Annotated in this window: 14 protein-coding genes; 8 read left to right on the forward strand and 6 right to left on the reverse strand. The window is 61.6% G+C overall.

The genetic code is table 11. The features are described 5' to 3' along the window. Entirely contained in the window at positions 1-366 is a 366-nt protein-coding gene (locus tag AC245Y_RS07915; RefSeq protein WP_012757193.1) for an ArsR/SmtB family transcription factor, read from the reverse strand. A gap of 220 nt (positions 367-586) precedes the next feature. On the opposite strand from AC245Y_RS07915, the gene AC245Y_RS07920 reads away from it, so the two are divergent. The 6 genes from AC245Y_RS07920 to AC245Y_RS07945 are packed head-to-tail and all read left to right on the forward strand — an operon-like array spanning position 587 to position 6414. Next, positions 587-1447: an ABC transporter substrate-binding protein gene (locus tag AC245Y_RS07920; RefSeq protein WP_017993731.1), complete on the forward strand. Its 861-nt coding sequence runs from the start codon at positions 587-589 to the stop codon at positions 1445-1447. A 14-nt stretch (positions 1448-1461) separates the two neighbouring features. Beyond that, a complete protein-coding gene (locus AC245Y_RS07925) occupies positions 1462-2592 on the forward strand; it encodes an LLM class flavin-dependent oxidoreductase (protein ID WP_012757195.1) in 1131 nt (376 codons plus the stop codon). A gap of 24 nt (positions 2593-2616) precedes the next feature. Beyond that, positions 2617-4449, forward strand: a complete 1833-nt coding sequence (locus AC245Y_RS07930; protein ID WP_017993732.1) for a TRAP transporter large permease — start codon at positions 2617-2619, stop codon at positions 4447-4449. Positions 4450-4462: 13 nt separating this feature from the next. After that, entirely contained in the window at positions 4463-5461 is a 999-nt protein-coding gene (locus AC245Y_RS07935; RefSeq protein ID WP_017993733.1) for a TRAP transporter substrate-binding protein, read from the forward strand. A 42-nt stretch (positions 5462-5503) separates the two neighbouring features. Further along, complete coding sequence (locus AC245Y_RS07940; RefSeq protein ID WP_245274008.1) at positions 5504-5758, forward strand: hypothetical protein; 255 nt, start codon at positions 5504-5506, stop codon at positions 5756-5758. Next, positions 5755-6414, forward strand: a complete 660-nt coding sequence (locus AC245Y_RS07945) for a peroxiredoxin (RefSeq protein ID WP_003538881.1) — start codon at positions 5755-5757, stop codon at positions 6412-6414. The genes AC245Y_RS07940 and AC245Y_RS07945 overlap by 4 nt, the downstream gene beginning before the upstream one ends. A 67-nt stretch (positions 6415-6481) precedes the next feature. Here the strand turns inward: AC245Y_RS07945 and AC245Y_RS07950 are convergent, their stop codons facing one another. Both AC245Y_RS07950 and AC245Y_RS07955 read right to left on the reverse strand, forming a co-directional pair. Then, on the reverse strand, positions 6482-7252 hold the full coding sequence (locus AC245Y_RS07950) for a gamma-glutamyl-gamma-aminobutyrate hydrolase family protein (RefSeq protein WP_017993734.1): 771 nt from the start codon (positions 7250-7252) through the stop codon (positions 6482-6484). Between the two features lie 244 nt (positions 7253-7496). Further along, on the reverse strand, positions 7497-8219 hold the full coding sequence (locus AC245Y_RS07955) for a glutathione binding-like protein (protein ID WP_012757198.1): 723 nt from the start codon (positions 8217-8219) through the stop codon (positions 7497-7499). Positions 8220-8440: 221 nt separating this feature from the next. Here AC245Y_RS07955 and AC245Y_RS07960 point away from each other — a divergent pair, with 221 nt between their 5' ends. Then, entirely contained in the window at positions 8441-9397 is a 957-nt protein-coding gene (locus AC245Y_RS07960) for a lytic transglycosylase domain-containing protein (RefSeq protein WP_017993735.1), read from the forward strand. 92 nt (positions 9398-9489) lie between these two features. Then, on the forward strand, positions 9490-10446 hold the full coding sequence (locus AC245Y_RS07965; RefSeq protein ID WP_017993736.1) for an NAD-dependent epimerase/dehydratase family protein: 957 nt from the start codon (positions 9490-9492) through the stop codon (positions 10444-10446). A gap of 87 nt (positions 10447-10533) precedes the next feature. Here the strand turns inward: AC245Y_RS07965 and AC245Y_RS07970 are convergent, their stop codons facing one another. The 3 genes from AC245Y_RS07970 to AC245Y_RS07980 all read right to left on the reverse strand — a co-directional run bounded on the left by AC245Y_RS07970 (position 10534) and on the right by AC245Y_RS07980 (position 14411). Next, positions 10534-11799 (reverse strand): glycerate kinase type-2 family protein, encoded by a 1266-nt coding sequence (locus tag AC245Y_RS07970; RefSeq protein WP_017993737.1) that lies wholly within the window; start codon positions 11797-11799, stop codon positions 10534-10536. 138 nt (positions 11800-11937) lie between these two features. Next, complete coding sequence (locus AC245Y_RS07975) at positions 11938-13335, reverse strand: dipeptidase (RefSeq protein ID WP_017993738.1); 1398 nt, start codon at positions 13333-13335, stop codon at positions 11938-11940. A 17-nt stretch (positions 13336-13352) separates the two neighbouring features. Continuing rightward, a complete protein-coding gene (locus AC245Y_RS07980; RefSeq protein WP_012757203.1) occupies positions 13353-14411 on the reverse strand; it encodes an ABC transporter ATP-binding protein in 1059 nt (352 codons plus the stop codon). Between the last annotated feature and the right edge of the window lie 6 nt (positions 14412-14417).

Here is a 14417-nt window from a genome sequence, read left to right on the forward strand (position 1 = left end):
TCAATCGAACATCATTTCGTCGACCGGCAGCTTCGTCATTCCGAAGCGCCCGGTGACATCGTCGAGGCCAGAGAACATGTCCCGCAGAGTTTGCACGATTGTCTCGACGCGCGGATCGATGACGCGATAGACGATCGCCTTGCCGTCGCGGCGTCCTTCGATCACACCGGCCTCGCGAAGCTCGCTCAACTGCTGGGAAAGCGTCGGCTGGCGGATACCGAGTTCGTCCTCCATCCCAGAGACCGAGGCTTCCGTCTCCATGAGGTAGCAGACGATCGCCAGGCGGTTGGAATTGGCGATCAGCTTCAGCAATTCGCTGGCTGCTCCGACATCGCGGCAGACTCTTGAGGAAACGGGCTTCGTCAACGGCATCGTCCTTGAATGTTCTATAAAAAAGTAAAGTGACGGAGGTGAAATTTCAACTGCCAAGAAACCCACTTCGGTCAAACCGATAAAAGATTTTATTGCCTCTAGATTTTATGGAATATGCAATCCGATTTCCGCTCGTCGATGACAATCGCTTCCTAGTAATCAATTTATAAAAAAGTAAATTGATTACTAGGAGCCACGTCATCGGTCGCACAGAATGAAAATTGGTGTTCATCCCAACAATCTGCATCTTCGCCTCGCGCGGCTCTGGCCCGGCGCTTTCGTCGATCTGCAGCCGATATTCATCTCCTATGCCGAAGGCCGCGATACGGCGGCGCTGCTGGAAAGTGGCGACATCGATCTCGGCGGCACGGGCTCCACGCCGCCGATCGAGGCGGATATGCGTGGGCTCGGCGTCGAATATGTCGCTGCCTCGGCGCCGCGCCCTGCCAACGGCGCCGTCTTCGTCAGGCGCGGCAGTCCGATCGGCTCCGTCGCTGAACTGAAAGGTCGTCGGATTTCGCTGATCGACGGTTCGTTTCACACCTATCTCCTAGCCCGCAGCCTGGAAGGCGAGGGACTGAGCCTGCCGGATGTCGAGCGCGTCGAAAGCGGCGCGCGCGATTCGCTCGCGGACCTGCTCGAAGGGCGCGTCGATGCCTGGGTTGCCATGTCGCCGCGTCTCGAAAAGGCGCTGGAGCGCGATGACGTCAGATTGATCGTCCGCTGTGGCGCGGCCATTCCCAACCGTTCTTTGTTCTGGACATTGGAGCGGAACGGCCTTTCCGCGGAGGAGATCCGGTCAATCGTCTCCGAGCTCAGCCGGATCGGCGTCAAGATCACTGCCGATCCGCGTGCCGCCGCCCGGCTTCTTGCATCTGGCGACCGCGGCGGATCTGGCGACCGCGGGAGAACGGATATCGACGCCTGGGAAAAGGTGGTGCGTTCGCGCGATTTCACGGTCTTTCCGATCGACGATGAGATCATCGCCGAACAGCAGGAAGAGGCCGACACGCTGCTGCGTCACGGCCATTTCTCCAAGCCCATCCTGCTGAAACGCCGGGAAACGACGAGATAACAAGGAATCAGGCGATGAACGTTTTCTGGTACATGTGCGCGCCCGACGGCGCCTATCCCTGGCAGCCGGAAGGCTCTCGCCAGGTCGACTACGGCTACTACAAGCAGCTTGCCCAGGCCTATGACCATCTGGGTTACACCGGCGCCCTGTTTGCGACCGGCGCCCACGACGTCTGGGTGCTGGCCAGCGCGCTGCTTGCCCACACCGAGCGGCTACGCTTTCTCGTCGCCATCCATCCCGGTCTCGTCGCGCCGACATTGCTTGCCAAGATGGCGGCGACCTTTCAGGAATTCGCCCGCGGCCGGCTGCTGATCAATGTCGTCTCGGGCGACGCCAAGATGCTCGGCGCTTATGGCATGACGCTGCCGCATGACGAGCGCTACGACATGGCGGACGAATATCTTCAGCTATGGCACCGGCTCTTTGCCGGCGAGAGCGTCACTTATCAGGGCAAGTATTTCTCGACCGACGGCGCCAAGCTCGCCTTGCCGGTCGGCGAGAGCATCGCACCGCCGCCGCTCTGGTTCGGCGGCTCCTCGGACAAGGCGCTGGAGGTCGCGGCAAAACATGTGGACACCTATCTCTCCTGGGGCGAGACGCCCGCCCAGATCGGCGAGAAGGTCGAGGCGGTGAAGGCGCGCGCCGCCCACTACGGGCGTGAACTCGAATACGGCATCCGCCTCTATGTGATCGTTCGCGACACCGACGAAAAGGCCTGGGAGGCGGCGGCCGATCTCTATGGTCGCATGGACGATGCGGCGATCGCCGCCAACCAGCGCTTCGTCGCAAGAAGCGATTCCGTCGGCCAGCAGCGCATGACCGCACTGCATGGCGGCCTCAAGCCGGAAAACCTGCGCGATCTCGAAGTTGCGCCGAACCTCTGGGCCGGGATCGGTCTGGTCAGGCCAGGCCCGGGTACGGCGATCGTCGGTTCGCCGGATACGGTTCTGCGCACGCTCGAAGCCTATCAGAAGGCTGGCGTCGACACTTTCATTCTTTCTGGCATGCCGCTGCTTGAGGAAGCCTATCGTTTCGGCGAAAAGGTGCTGCCGCGGCTCGATGTCAGCAGGGAAGTCTCGAAGGCGCGGAACTACACTTGGTCGACGCTCTTCGATCGCGATCTTTCGACCGTCAAGAGCGCCTGATCCTCTCGCCAGAAGGTAAGTTTTGTGGCCACCAGTGAATTTCATCCGATCGAACAAACCGCTCCGGATAGCGGGGTGGCGGCGCGCCTGCTGCGGGCGATCGAGGCGATTCTCGGCATTGCCGCGGCAGTCGTTCTGGCCGTGCTGCTCGTGATGGTGCTCGTCACCGTCTGCCTGCGCTATTTCTTCAGCGCCGGCTTCATCGGTGCCGAGGATCTCGGCATCTGGCTGCATGTGGGCCTGATCGCGCTCGGCGCGCCGCTCAGCCTCAACAGCGCGCTTGCCATGCGCCTCGACGTCTTCGTCAAGATGCTGCCGGAAAGCCTGCAGAAGGTCACGCCGATCGGCGCCGACGTCTTCACCGTGCTTTCGGCGCTGATCCTGAGCTTCGGCGGCAGCGAGATCATGACGATGCTTGGCGGCGTCTCGCCGACGCTCGGCGTGCCGGAATGGATCCGCTTCGGCTTCCTCGGCGCTGGCGGCGCACTGATCCTCGTCGTGCTGCTTCTGCAGCGCATCGCCGAAGGCAAGATCCTGCCGGTTGTGATCTCGCTTGCCGTCGGTGTCGCGCTCTATGCCGGCATCCCGCATGTCTCGCTCGATCTCGACTGGCCGCCGAGCATCTTCCTGGGGTTGATCGCCGCGGTCGGCCTCGTGCTTGCTGCGCCGCTGCCGCACGCCTTTCTTGCCGCGGCCTATGTCGTCATCGCCTTCGGCAGCAGCCTGCCGGAGCCGGCGATCGTCTCCGCGACGGTCACCGGCGTCTCGAAATTCCTGCTGCTCGCCATTCCCTTCTTCCTGCTCGCTGGCGGTCTTCTCACGGCTTCCGGCGTCGCCAACCAGCTCGTGCGCTTCGCCGCCGCCATGGTCGGACATCGCCGGGCCGGGCTGGCGCAGACGACACTGTTGACCAGCGTCCTCTTTTCCGGCGCTTCCGGCTCGTCCGTCGCAAATGCCGCCTTCGGCGCCTCGACCTTCCAGCCCGAGCTGGTCAAACACGGCTATCGGCCGGCGCAGGCGGCGGCGATCATCGCCTCGACATCGGTTCTCGACAATGTCATCCCGCCGTCGATCGCATTTCTCATCCTTGCGACGGCCACCAATCTTTCCGTCGGCTCGCTGCTCGTCGGCGGCTTCTTCGCCGGCGGCCTGATGGCCATATGCCTGGCGGTCGCCATCCACCTGACCGTGCGTGAGCAGGTGCCTTTGCCGCGCGCAAACGCGAGACAGCGCTGGCAATCGGCGGTTCAGGCAATCCCGGCTTTCGGGCTCGGCGTCATCGTCGTCGTCGGCATCCGCATCGGCATCGTCACGACCACGGAAGCCGCCGCTCTTGCCGCTTTCTACACGCTGCTGCTGGGCATCGGTGCACGCCTCGGCATTCTCTCGCTCTATGCCGCCTTCCGCCAGGCAGCAGTCGAAGCAGCGGCGATCGGCCTTCTCATCGGCACGGCCGGCCCCTTTGCCTTTTTGCTGGCGGTCGACGACGTGTCCGGACTGATCTCGCATCTGACGACGGTGCTCGGCGGCAGTGCGCTTGCAGTCATCCTGCTGTCGAACGTCATCCTGCTGGTCGTCGGCCTCGTTCTCGATATCGGCGCCGCGATCCTGCTCTTCGGCCCCATCCTGCTGCCGGCAGCGGTCGCCGCCGGCATCGATCCCATTCAGTTCGGGGTGATCATCGTCGTCAACCTGATGATCCACGGACTGACACCGCCGCTCGGCATGCTGATCTTCGTCGTCAGCGGCGTCACGCGCATTCCCGCCTCAGAGCTCTTTCGGGCGGTCGTTCCCTATCTGCTCGCTCTCCTGGTCTCGCTCGCAATCCTCTGCGCCTGGGCCATCATCTTCTCGTAAACAGGACAACCCCATGGACAATTTCAACCGACGCAATTTCCTGAAGACCGCAGCTCTCGCCGGAACGGCGCTTGCAGCGCCCGCCTTCGTCCGCACCGCCGCTGCCCGCACGACGACGATCACGATCGCCTCGCTGCTCGGTGACGACAAGCCGGAAACGAAGATCTGGGTGAAGATCGGCGAACTGGTCGAAGCGAAACTCCCCGGCCAGTTCAAGTTCAATATCGTCAGGAACGGCGCGCTCGGCGGCGAGAAGGAAGTGGCCGAAGGCGTGCGCCTCGGCTCCATCCAGGCCAGCCTCTCGACGGTCTCGTCGCTCTCCGGCTGGGCGCCGGAACTGCAGATCCTCGATCTGCCCTTCCTCTTCCGCGATGCCGACCATGTTCGCCGGACCGTCGCCGGCGATGTCGGCGCCGATCTCAAGCAGAAACTGCAGGCACAGAATTTCGTCGTTGGCGATTTCATCAATTACGGCGCCCGCCATCTCCTGACCAAGGAACCGGTGACGCGGCCCGAGCAGCTCAAGGGCAAGCGCATTCGCGTCATCCAGAGCCCGCTGCACACTAAGCTCTGGAGCGCATTCGGCACGACGCCGATCGGCATTCCGATCACCGAGACCTATAATGCGCTCGCAACCGGCGTCGCTGACGCGATGGACCTGACCAAGTCGGCCTATGCCGGCTTCAAGCTCTATGAGGTCGTGCCCGATATGACCGAGACCGGCCACATCTGGGCATCCGGCGTCGTCTATTATGCCTCGACCTTCTGGGCCGGCCTCAGCGACGAGCAGAAGGCGGTGTTCCAGCAGGCTTCCAGCGAAGGGGCTGCCTATTTCAACCAGCTGATCGTCGACGACGAATCCAAATCCGTCGAGACGGCGCTTGCCAACGGCGGAAAGCTCTTGAAGCCGGAAGCCTTTGACGAATGGCAGAAGGGCGCCCAGGGCGTGTGGGACGATTTCGCGCCGGTTGTCGGCGGCATCGACAGGATCAAATCGGTCCAGGCCGCCTGAGCGAGGGGCAGGGCGGTTCTCCTGCAGCTTGTGACGGGACCGATGGAAAAACCATCGGTCTCTTCATCGCACGCACTTGCCGGAAAAATAATGCCGGAGCAGGCCGGAAATCGAAAGAGCATGCCTTCGGTGATCGTGGTATATAACTTACTTAAAATCCTGGAATGGGAAGTTTTTACCTCCGGCCGGTGCGATCCTGTTGACCGCAATGTTGCTACCGCTTCCGGCGGACGGATCCCATGGCCTCGATTTGAGATAAACAACATTGAACACAAGGCTTTGGAGGGCCGACCATGAGCTTACGCATCAACGATATTGCCCCCGATTTTACCGCCGATACCACCCAGGGACCGATCAGCTTCCATGAGTGGATCGGCAGCGGCTGGGCCGTCCTGTTCTCGCATCCGAAGAATTTCACGCCGGTTTGCACGACCGAGCTCGGCGCCATGGCCGGCCTGGCCGGGGAATTTTCCAAGCGTGGCGCCAAGGTCATCGGCATCTCCGTCGATCCGGTGGAAAGCCACGCCAAATGGAAAAACGACATCAAGACCGCCACCGGCTTCGACGTCGAATATCCGCTGATCGGTGACAAGGACCTCAAGGTCGCCAAGCTCTACGACATGCTGCCGGCCGGCGCCGGCGAGAGCTCGGAAGGCCGTACGCCTGCCGACAACGCCACCGTGCGTTCGGTCTTCATCATCGGTCCCGATAAGAAGATCAAGCTGATTCTGACCTATCCGATGACGACGGGCCGCAATTTCAATGAGATCCTGCGCGCCATCGATTCCATCCAGCTGACGGCCAAGCACCAGGTGGCCACACCGGCGAACTGGAACCAGGGCGAAGACGTCATCATCACCGCCGCGGTTTCCAACGAAGACGCGATCACGCGTTTCGGCTCCTTCGATACGGTTCTGCCCTATCTCAGGAAGACCAAGCAGCCGACGGCCTGACTACTGCTTTCAAGCCATTCCTCAAGCCGCCGCGAAAGCACTTCGCGGCGGCTTTTTATTGATCAGACTAAGCGATGGCTTTATGAGCTCTCACCGCATCGCCGAATGCCTGAAACAGCGCACGATTAACAGGGTTGGTTTGCGGATCGTATTCGGCATGCCATTGCACACCCAGAGCAAATCCCGACGCGTCCTTGAACCGTATCGCCTCGATCGTCCCGTCCTCGGCAATGCCTTCGGCAACGACCCTCTCACCAAGTTCGAGGATTCCCTGTCCATGCAGGGAGTTCACCCGGATCGTCTCCCGGCCGAGGATGCGCGCAAACATCCCGTCCTCTATAAGTCGAACATCGTGACGATCGCCGAAAACGATGGTGGGGTCGGGATGGATCTCGCCGGTCTCAAGGCGCGGCATCCGGTGGTTCATGCGTCCGGGCAATTCCCGGATTTCGGGATGCAGCGAGCCCCCGGCGGCGACATTCATTTCCTGAAAACCGCGGCATATGCCGAAAATAGGAACGCCTTGCGCAACACAGGCTTCGATCAAGGGCAGCGCCAGCCCGTCACGATCCTCATCATAAGGCTCATGCTTGGGATCCGGCACCATGTTGAATCGGCTGGGATGGACATTGGCTCTGGCACCCGTCAGCAGAATGCCGTCGACGACAGCCAGCAGATCCGCGATATCGGCCAGTTTAGGATTGCCGGCAAACATCAGCGGCAACGCTTCGGCGACATCGGCCACAGCCCGCAAATTGTATTCTCCGACAAGCTGGGTCGAGAATCGGCTTTCGATGATGCGGGCGTTCCCGATGATGCCGATTACAGGTCTTGCCATTGCTTGTCACACCCCAAGTCGCAACGCCAGCTGCTACCCAAGCCGCCTGGCCCCTCGGGCAGGTGATTTGCAACGCCGCGAAACCGGAACCGGCCCCGGGCTGACTGCCGGCTCGGTTGTCACTATATGGTTATCCTTGGTCGCGATGCAGGTGCAAGAGCTTTTGCGACCGCCAAGGCAGGTCCGTAAAAAGCCTGAACAAGGCGAAGCTCGGAGAAGCGAATTTCCTTGGCCGAGCCGATGCTCAATCCGGAACGGGAAGGGCGCGCTGGTTGTAGAGGATCTTGCGGATGCGTGCCTGTTCCTCTTCTGAGAGCTTACTGTTGTCGGTGCTAAGATCGGCGCCGACCGCAAGGCCGCGCTGGACGCCAGGTCTTGCGCCGACCTCCTCGAACCATCGCTTGAAATGCTTGAACTCGTTGATGTCCTGACCCTGTGCCTGCCAGTTGACGGTCCATGGATAGCTGACGATATCGGCGATGGTGAATTCGTCACCGGCCAGATAGCGCCGGTCGCGAAGCCGCATGTTGAGAACGCCGTAGAGGCGGTTGGCTTCGTCGGTGAAGCGCCGCACCGCATAGGACTGATCGCCTTCGCGATCGCCAAGGCGACGGAAGTGACCTGCCTCGCCGAGCTTCGGCCCCTGGTTCGCCATCTGCCAGATCACCCATTGCGTAACCTCGTATTTGCCGCGCAGATCCTGCGGCCAGAATTTGCCGGTCTTCTCGGCGAGATAGAAGAGGATCGCGCCGGATTCGAACACGCTCAACGGACCGCCGCCATCGGCAGGCTCGTGATCGACGATGGCAGGCATGCGGTGATTGGGGTTGAGTTTGAGATAATCAGGCTTGAACTGGTCGCCTCGGCCGATATTGACCGGCACCAGCCGGTAGGGCGTGCCGGTTTCCTCCAGGAAGATCGAGACCTTCTTGCCGTTCGGCGTCGGCCAGTAGTGGAGATCAATCATCTGCGTATCCTCGTTCGCTCGGGACTTCCTGGCAAACAGGATGCCGCTACGACCATGGCAGGTCGAATATGTTTGTTCCAAAATCGATGGCGAAATTAGAAACCTGTGACCGTCCGTGCCAACAACCGAGGTGCAGATATGGAAATGGGGAAGCGTCGCGCCTTGATCGATGGTATCTAGAATCCAGCGTCGCGATGGAAGTTCGAACCTCATGAGATCCGATGACACGCCGAAAACGTCAGTCCGACATTGGGAAGAGATTGGCCAAGGCCATGCTTTCGCTCTGTCTTCTGTTTTCCCAAGTGGACACGGTAAAGGCCCAGCCTGAGGGGAGCGTCGGGCCGGCGGCCTGCTTGTATTCGGGACCTTCGGCGTTGGGATCCGGTGAGACGCTCTGCATCCGGAAAGATAGTTTCAACCGCGATCTTTGCGTCGCGATCGAGCATTTCGCCAGCGCCAGTCACTTGCCGCCGGATTATTTCGCCCGTCTCATCTGGCGGGAAAGCACCTTTCGCCCCGATGCCGTTAGCTTCAAGGGAGCGCAGGGGATTGCGCAATTCATGCCCGGAACGGCGAAACTGCGCGGTCTCGAGGACAGCTACCAGGTATTGGAAGCCCTGCGGAAATCGGCGCAGTATCTCAACGAATTGCGCAATCGTTTCGGCAATCTCGGCCTTGCCGCCGCTGCCTACAATGCCGGCGAAAATGGACTTTCCTCTTACCTTACGTCAGGGAGATTACCTTACGAGACGCGCGGTTACGTCCTGGCAATCACCGCGCATACGGTCGAGGAATGGAAGGATAATCCGCCGGAAGACGCGGCTGCCCCGCTCGACAAGGACAAGTCCTTCCTGGACGGCTGCGTGGCGCTTGCGGAGAGACGGACGTTGAAGGACACGCCCTGGCGTCAGGAGGGTGAATGGGCGCCCTGGGGCGTCCAGATCGCCGCGAATGCGAATGTCGCGATAGTCAGGCGAATGTTTCTCGATGCCGTGCAGGATCTGCCCGCGCCCCTGAATGCGGAGCAGCCGCTGATCTTGCGCCAGCGTGATCGCAGCTTTGGTTTTCGCCCACGTTATGCTGCCCGCATCGGCCGGCAGACGCGCATGGACGCCAACAACCTCTGCAACCAGATCCGCAAGCACGGCGGCACCTGCCTTGTTTTCAAAAATCGATAGCGGGCCTGGTCCAGCGCCTTGATCACGAAAAGTCCGCTTGCAGGATCACCCAAGCGCAGCATATTCAACACGGAAATGCCAAGGGAGGAACGATGATGCGGGTTTTGGTAATCGGAGCAACGGGCCATGTCGGAACCTATCTCGTTCCCCGTCTGGTGGAAGCCGGTCACGACGTCGTCACGATCAGCCGCGGCACGGCAAAGCCCTATACGGCAAACCACGCCTGGGCTGCCGTCGATCAGCGTCAGATGGATCGGGCAGCGATGGAGCAGACGGGTGATTTCGGCCCGGCCGTGCGTGGTGTGAAAGCCGACATCGTCATCGACATGATCTGCTTCTCGCTGGAAAGTGCCGAGCATCTGGTGACGGCGCTGTCGGGGCATGTCGGTCACTTCCTGCATACCGGCACGATCTGGACGCATGGCCATTCGACGGTCGTACCCACGCTGGAGGAGACGCCGAAATTTCCCTTCGGCGACTATGGGACGCAGAAAGCGGCAATCGAAACCTATCTGCTGCAGCAGGCAAGGCTTCGCGGATTTCCGGCGACCATCATCCATCCCGGGCACATTGTCGGTCCCGGCTGGACGCCGCTCAATCCGGCCGGGAATTTCAACCTGCAGGTCTTTTCAACCCTTGCCCGCGGAGAGACCTTGGCGCTGCCCCATTTCGGCTTGGAGACCGTTCATCACGTCTATGCCGATGACGTGGCGGCGATGTTCATGGATGCGATCGCCAACTGGAATGCGTCGACCGGCGAAAGTTTCCACGCGGTTTCGGAGCAGGCATTGACCCTTCGCGGTTATGCCGAATCCATGTCTCGCTGGTTCGGGCACGAGCCGAAGCTCAGCTTCGCCCCATTCGACGCCTGGGCCGAAAGTCAGACAGCTGAGGATGCGAAGGCGACCTGGGAGCATATCGCCCGCAGCCCGAACTGCTCGATCGCGAAGGCCCAGCGGCTGCTCGGTTATACCTCGAGATACACCTCCCTGCAGGCGGTGCAGGAATCCGTGGGTTGGCTGGTCGGGCAGGGGCGGATCGAGACCTGATCCGCCAGCGCCGCGCGTAGCGGTCGGCTGCTTTTATTTTACGCAATTCCGGACGGGAAACCGCTTCGCACTTTTCCTGAAATTGCTCTAACGGATCAGGATAGCCCTGAAATCATTGACATTGGTTCCAGTCGGGCCGGTTTCGAAGAGATCGCCGGTGGCCGCAAAGCCCGAATAGCTGTCATTGCCGTCGAGCAGCCGGCGCGGATCGAGCCCGGCGGCGCGCAGGCGCCTCACCGTGCCGCCATCGGCAAAGGCGCCGGCATTATCCTGCGAGCCGTCGATCCCGTCGGTATCGGCAGCGAGGACATGAATGCCCTCCTGTCCGTCGATCGCAAGCGCCATGGCGAGCGCGAATTCGCCGTTGCGTCCGCCCTTGCCACCCTTGGTTCTCAGCGTCACCGTCGTCTCGCCGCCGGAAAGGATGACGACCGGCTTCGGAAACGGCCGGTTCCGGCCCGACACTTCGCGGGCGATGGCCGCATGCACCAGCGCCACGTCGCGCGATTCCCCCTCGATCGCATCCGAAAGAATGGCCGGCTCGATCCCCTGCGACTTCGCCAGGGCGGCAGCCGCCTCCAGCGAAACGCCGGCGGAGGCGATGATGTGATGCGCGTGCCGCAAGAATATCGGATCGTCCGGCCGCGGTGCATCGGCTTTCGGCGAGTTCAGATGGTCGAGTGCTGCCTGCGGCAGCTGCAATCCGTATTGTCTGATGATCTCGAGCGCATCGTGCCGTGTCGAACCATCAGGCACCGTCGGCCCGGAGGCGACATGAGCCGGGTTGTCGCCGGGAATGTCGGAGACGATCAGACTGACGACCCTCGCTTTGGTCGCTGCCGCAAGTCTTCCGCCTTTGATGGTGGAGAGATGCTTGCGCACGACATTCATCGCCGAAATCGGCGCGCCCGAGGCAAGCAGCATTTCGTTGAGCGCGATCTCGTCTTCAAGGGTCAGCCCGTCCGGTGGGGCGGGCAGCAGCGCCGAGCCGCCGCCGCAGATCAGCGCGATCACCAGATCGTCTTCCGTCAGCCCGTTCACCGTCTCGGTCAGCCGCTTTGCGGCGGCAAGGCCAGCCGCATCCGGCACCGGATGGGCGGCCTCGATAATCTCGATGCCGCGTGTCTCGCAGCCATAGCCGTAACGGGTGACCACCACACCTTCGAGCGGCCCGTCCCAGACGCTTTCGAGCGCCCGCGCCATCTGCGCGGCGCCCTTGCCGGCACCGATCACCACGGTCCTTCCCTTCGGCCTTTCAGGCAGATGCGCCTTGATGCCGGTCAGCGGATCGGCGGCGCGAACCGCCGCGTCAAACAGGCCTTTCAGGAAATCGCGGGGAGCGGTTATCGTCATCGGTGGTCTCTGCTGCCTCGGTGTCGATGGTGATGTGGGGCGCTTGCTGCACCATAGCCTACTGCATAATGCAGCAATTCAAAGTGTTACAGCGTCCTTTGCCGCTCTCGAAAAACCGCGCGGCGCGATACACCCGCGTCAGTCGGCGAGGGCCGCCAGGATGCGAACCCAGGATCGTATGCCTTTGTGGAAGCTGGAGAGATCGTATTTTTCGTTCGGGCTGTGGACGCGGTTGTCGAAGCGGGCGAAGCCGACCAGCAGGGCATCGCATCCGAGCCGCCGTTTGAATTCGCCGATGATCGGGATCGAGCCTCCGGTGCCGGCAAGGGCTGCTTCGCATTGCCATTCCGTCGAAAGCGCCTGAAGCGTCCTGGTGAGAAACGGACTGTCTATCGGCATGACGGTTGCCGGCGAAAGCCCGTAATCCCTGAAGCTGACCGAACAATCTCTTGGGATTCGCTCGCGCACGTGCCGCTGGAAAGCATCGCGGATCGCGTAAGGATCCTGTCCCTCCACCAGGCGAAACGAAATCTTGGCGCTCGCCTTTGCCGGAATGACCGTCTTAAAGCCTTCGCCGGTATAGCCGCCGCTCACGCCGTTGATTTCGCAGCTCGGGCGCGCCCAGATCTGTTCGAGGACGGAACGGCCTGCCTCGCCGGCCGGATCTCTCAGGCCGATATCGCGAAGAAAGGCCTTCTCGTCGAAGGGCAGTCTCTTCCACAGCGCCTTGATGGAGTCGGGGAGTTCTTTCACGTCATCATAGAAACCCTCGACCGCGACGCTACCGTCGGCGCGCCGCAGGCTCGAAACGATATCTGACAGTACCTGCAGCGGATTGCGCGCGGCATTGCCGAACATGCCGGAATGAAGGTCTTGATCGGCGCAGGTGATCTCGATTTCCGTGCTGAAGATACCGCGCAGCATCGTCGTGACGGCAGGCGTTTCGCGATCCCACATATCCGTGTCGCAGACGAAAACCGCATCGGCCTTCAATTCTTCTGCCGTGGTATCCAGAAAGGGTGCGAGGCTCGGACTGCCGGCCTCTTCCTCACCTTCGAACAGCACGCTCACCTGCACTGGCAGTTTCCCGGTGACACTTTTCCAGGCGCGGCAGGCTTCGACGAAGGTCATCAACTGCCCCTTGTCGTCGGACGCACCGCGCGCCACGATCGCAGTGTCGCCGTTTGGCAAGGCTTCCATGCGCGGCTCGAACGGATCGCTCTTCCACAGCGCCAGCGGATCGACCGGCTGGACATCGTAATGGCCGTAGAACAGCAGATGCGGTCCGGACGCCGCCTTTTCATGGGCGACGACCATCGGATGGCCGGTCGTTTTGCGCACCGATGCTTCGAAGCCGATGTCCGTTAGGTCTCGGCTCAGCCATTCGGCGGCAGTGCGGCATTGTTCGCGATAGGCCGGATCGGTCGAGATGCTCGGAATGCGGATCAGGTCGAAAAGCCGCGCCAGGCTGTCATCGAGGCTCCGGTCCACATGGGCAAGAACGGCATCGATATGCTGATTGTTGGCACTGGTCATCGTTACTCCTCAGCGGCTCAATCTTCCGGGTCGAGAATGCAGCATTGCTCGGCCACGGGTGTCAACACGGCGGACGCGCCCGTTTCCAGCGGGTCGGACAGCGCGCCATTGGCGGTGATCTCTCCTGCTGATGTCATGCATTTGTACTGATAGGCCCGGCCGAGATAGGTGCGCGTGCCGAGCACGGCCGCGATGCCATCACCGTCACGGCTGACGGCAAGACCGTCTGCACGGCAGGCCAGTATGAAGTCGTCCTTGATTGGCCCGAATGTTTCCTGAGACAGCTGCAGCCGCGCGCCGCCGGTTGTTTCGGCGGTCACAAGCGCGCCGTTGCGCGCGGTCACCTTCATGCCGATCAGGTTCTCGAAGCCGACGAAGCGGGCGACGAAAGCGTTGGCCGGCTGGCGATACAGCACCTCCGGTGCGTCAAGCTGCATGATGCGCCCCGCATTCATGATCGCAACCCTGTCGGAGATCGAGAATGCCTCCTCCTGGTCATGGGTGACGTAAAGCGAGGTCGTGCCGTTGGCGCGCTGGAGCTGCCTGATCTCGACGCGCATGTCGATCCTGAGCTTTGCATCCAGGTTGGAAAGCGGCTCGTCGAACATCAGAAGCGGCGGCTCGATGACCAGGGCCCGGGCGAGAGCCACACGCTGTTTCTGGCCGCCTGACAGAGCCGACGGCAGGCGGTCGGCGAGGGCGGCAAGTCCGACACGCTCCAGCATGGCCATCGTTCTTTTCGTCCGTTCCGGCAGGGGAATACGACGCTGCCTCAGGCCGAAGGCGACATTGTCCTGCACGCTCAGGTGAGGAAAAAGCGCGTAGTTCTGAAAGACCAGGCCGATGTCGCGCGCATGTGCGGGGAGGCCGGTCAGGTCGCGCTCGCCGAGCTTGATGCTGCCGCTGCTCGGCTGCAGAAAGCCGGCCACGAGGCGCAATGTCGTCGTCTTGCCGCAGCCGCTGGAGCCGAGCAGGGAGACCAGTTCCCCGGCCATGATTGAGATCGACAGGTCTTTGAGCACCTGCGTGCTGCCGTAATGGGCGGAGATGGAATCGATGGTGAGGGATACGGTCAAGAGCGT

The sequence above is a fragment of the Rhizobium sp. SRDI943 genome (assembly GCF_057653695.1).

Bases quoted from the DNA above. Each gene is read 5' to 3' on its own strand.
- AC245Y_RS07920 (WP_017993731.1), top strand. From the start codon at position 587: ATGAAAATTGGTGTTCATCCCAACAATCTGCATCTTCGCCTCGCGCGG.
- AC245Y_RS07925 (WP_012757195.1), top strand. From the start codon at position 1,462: ATGAACGTTTTCTGGTACATGTGCGCGCCCGACGGCGCCTATCCCTGG.
- AC245Y_RS07935 (WP_017993733.1), top strand. From the start codon at position 4,463: ATGGACAATTTCAACCGACGCAATTTCCTGAAGACCGCAGCTCTCGCC.
- AC245Y_RS07940 (WP_245274008.1), top strand. From the start codon at position 5,504: ATGGAAAAACCATCGGTCTCTTCATCGCACGCACTTGCCGGAAAAATA.
- AC245Y_RS07945 (WP_003538881.1), top strand. From the start codon at position 5,755: ATGAGCTTACGCATCAACGATATTGCCCCCGATTTTACCGCCGATACC.
- AC245Y_RS07950 (WP_017993734.1), bottom strand. From the start codon at position 7,252: ATGGCAAGACCTGTAATCGGCATCATCGGGAACGCCCGCATCATCGAA.
- AC245Y_RS07955 (WP_012757198.1), bottom strand. From the start codon at position 8,219: ATGATTGATCTCCACTACTGGCCGACGCCGAACGGCAAGAAGGTCTCG.
- AC245Y_RS07960 (WP_017993735.1), top strand. From the start codon at position 8,441: ATGACACGCCGAAAACGTCAGTCCGACATTGGGAAGAGATTGGCCAAG.
- AC245Y_RS07965 (WP_017993736.1), top strand. From the start codon at position 9,490: ATGATGCGGGTTTTGGTAATCGGAGCAACGGGCCATGTCGGAACCTAT.
- AC245Y_RS07970 (WP_017993737.1), bottom strand. From the start codon at position 11,799: ATGACGATAACCGCTCCCCGCGATTTCCTGAAAGGCCTGTTTGACGCG.
- AC245Y_RS07975 (WP_017993738.1), bottom strand. From the start codon at position 13,335: ATGACCAGTGCCAACAATCAGCATATCGATGCCGTTCTTGCCCATGTG.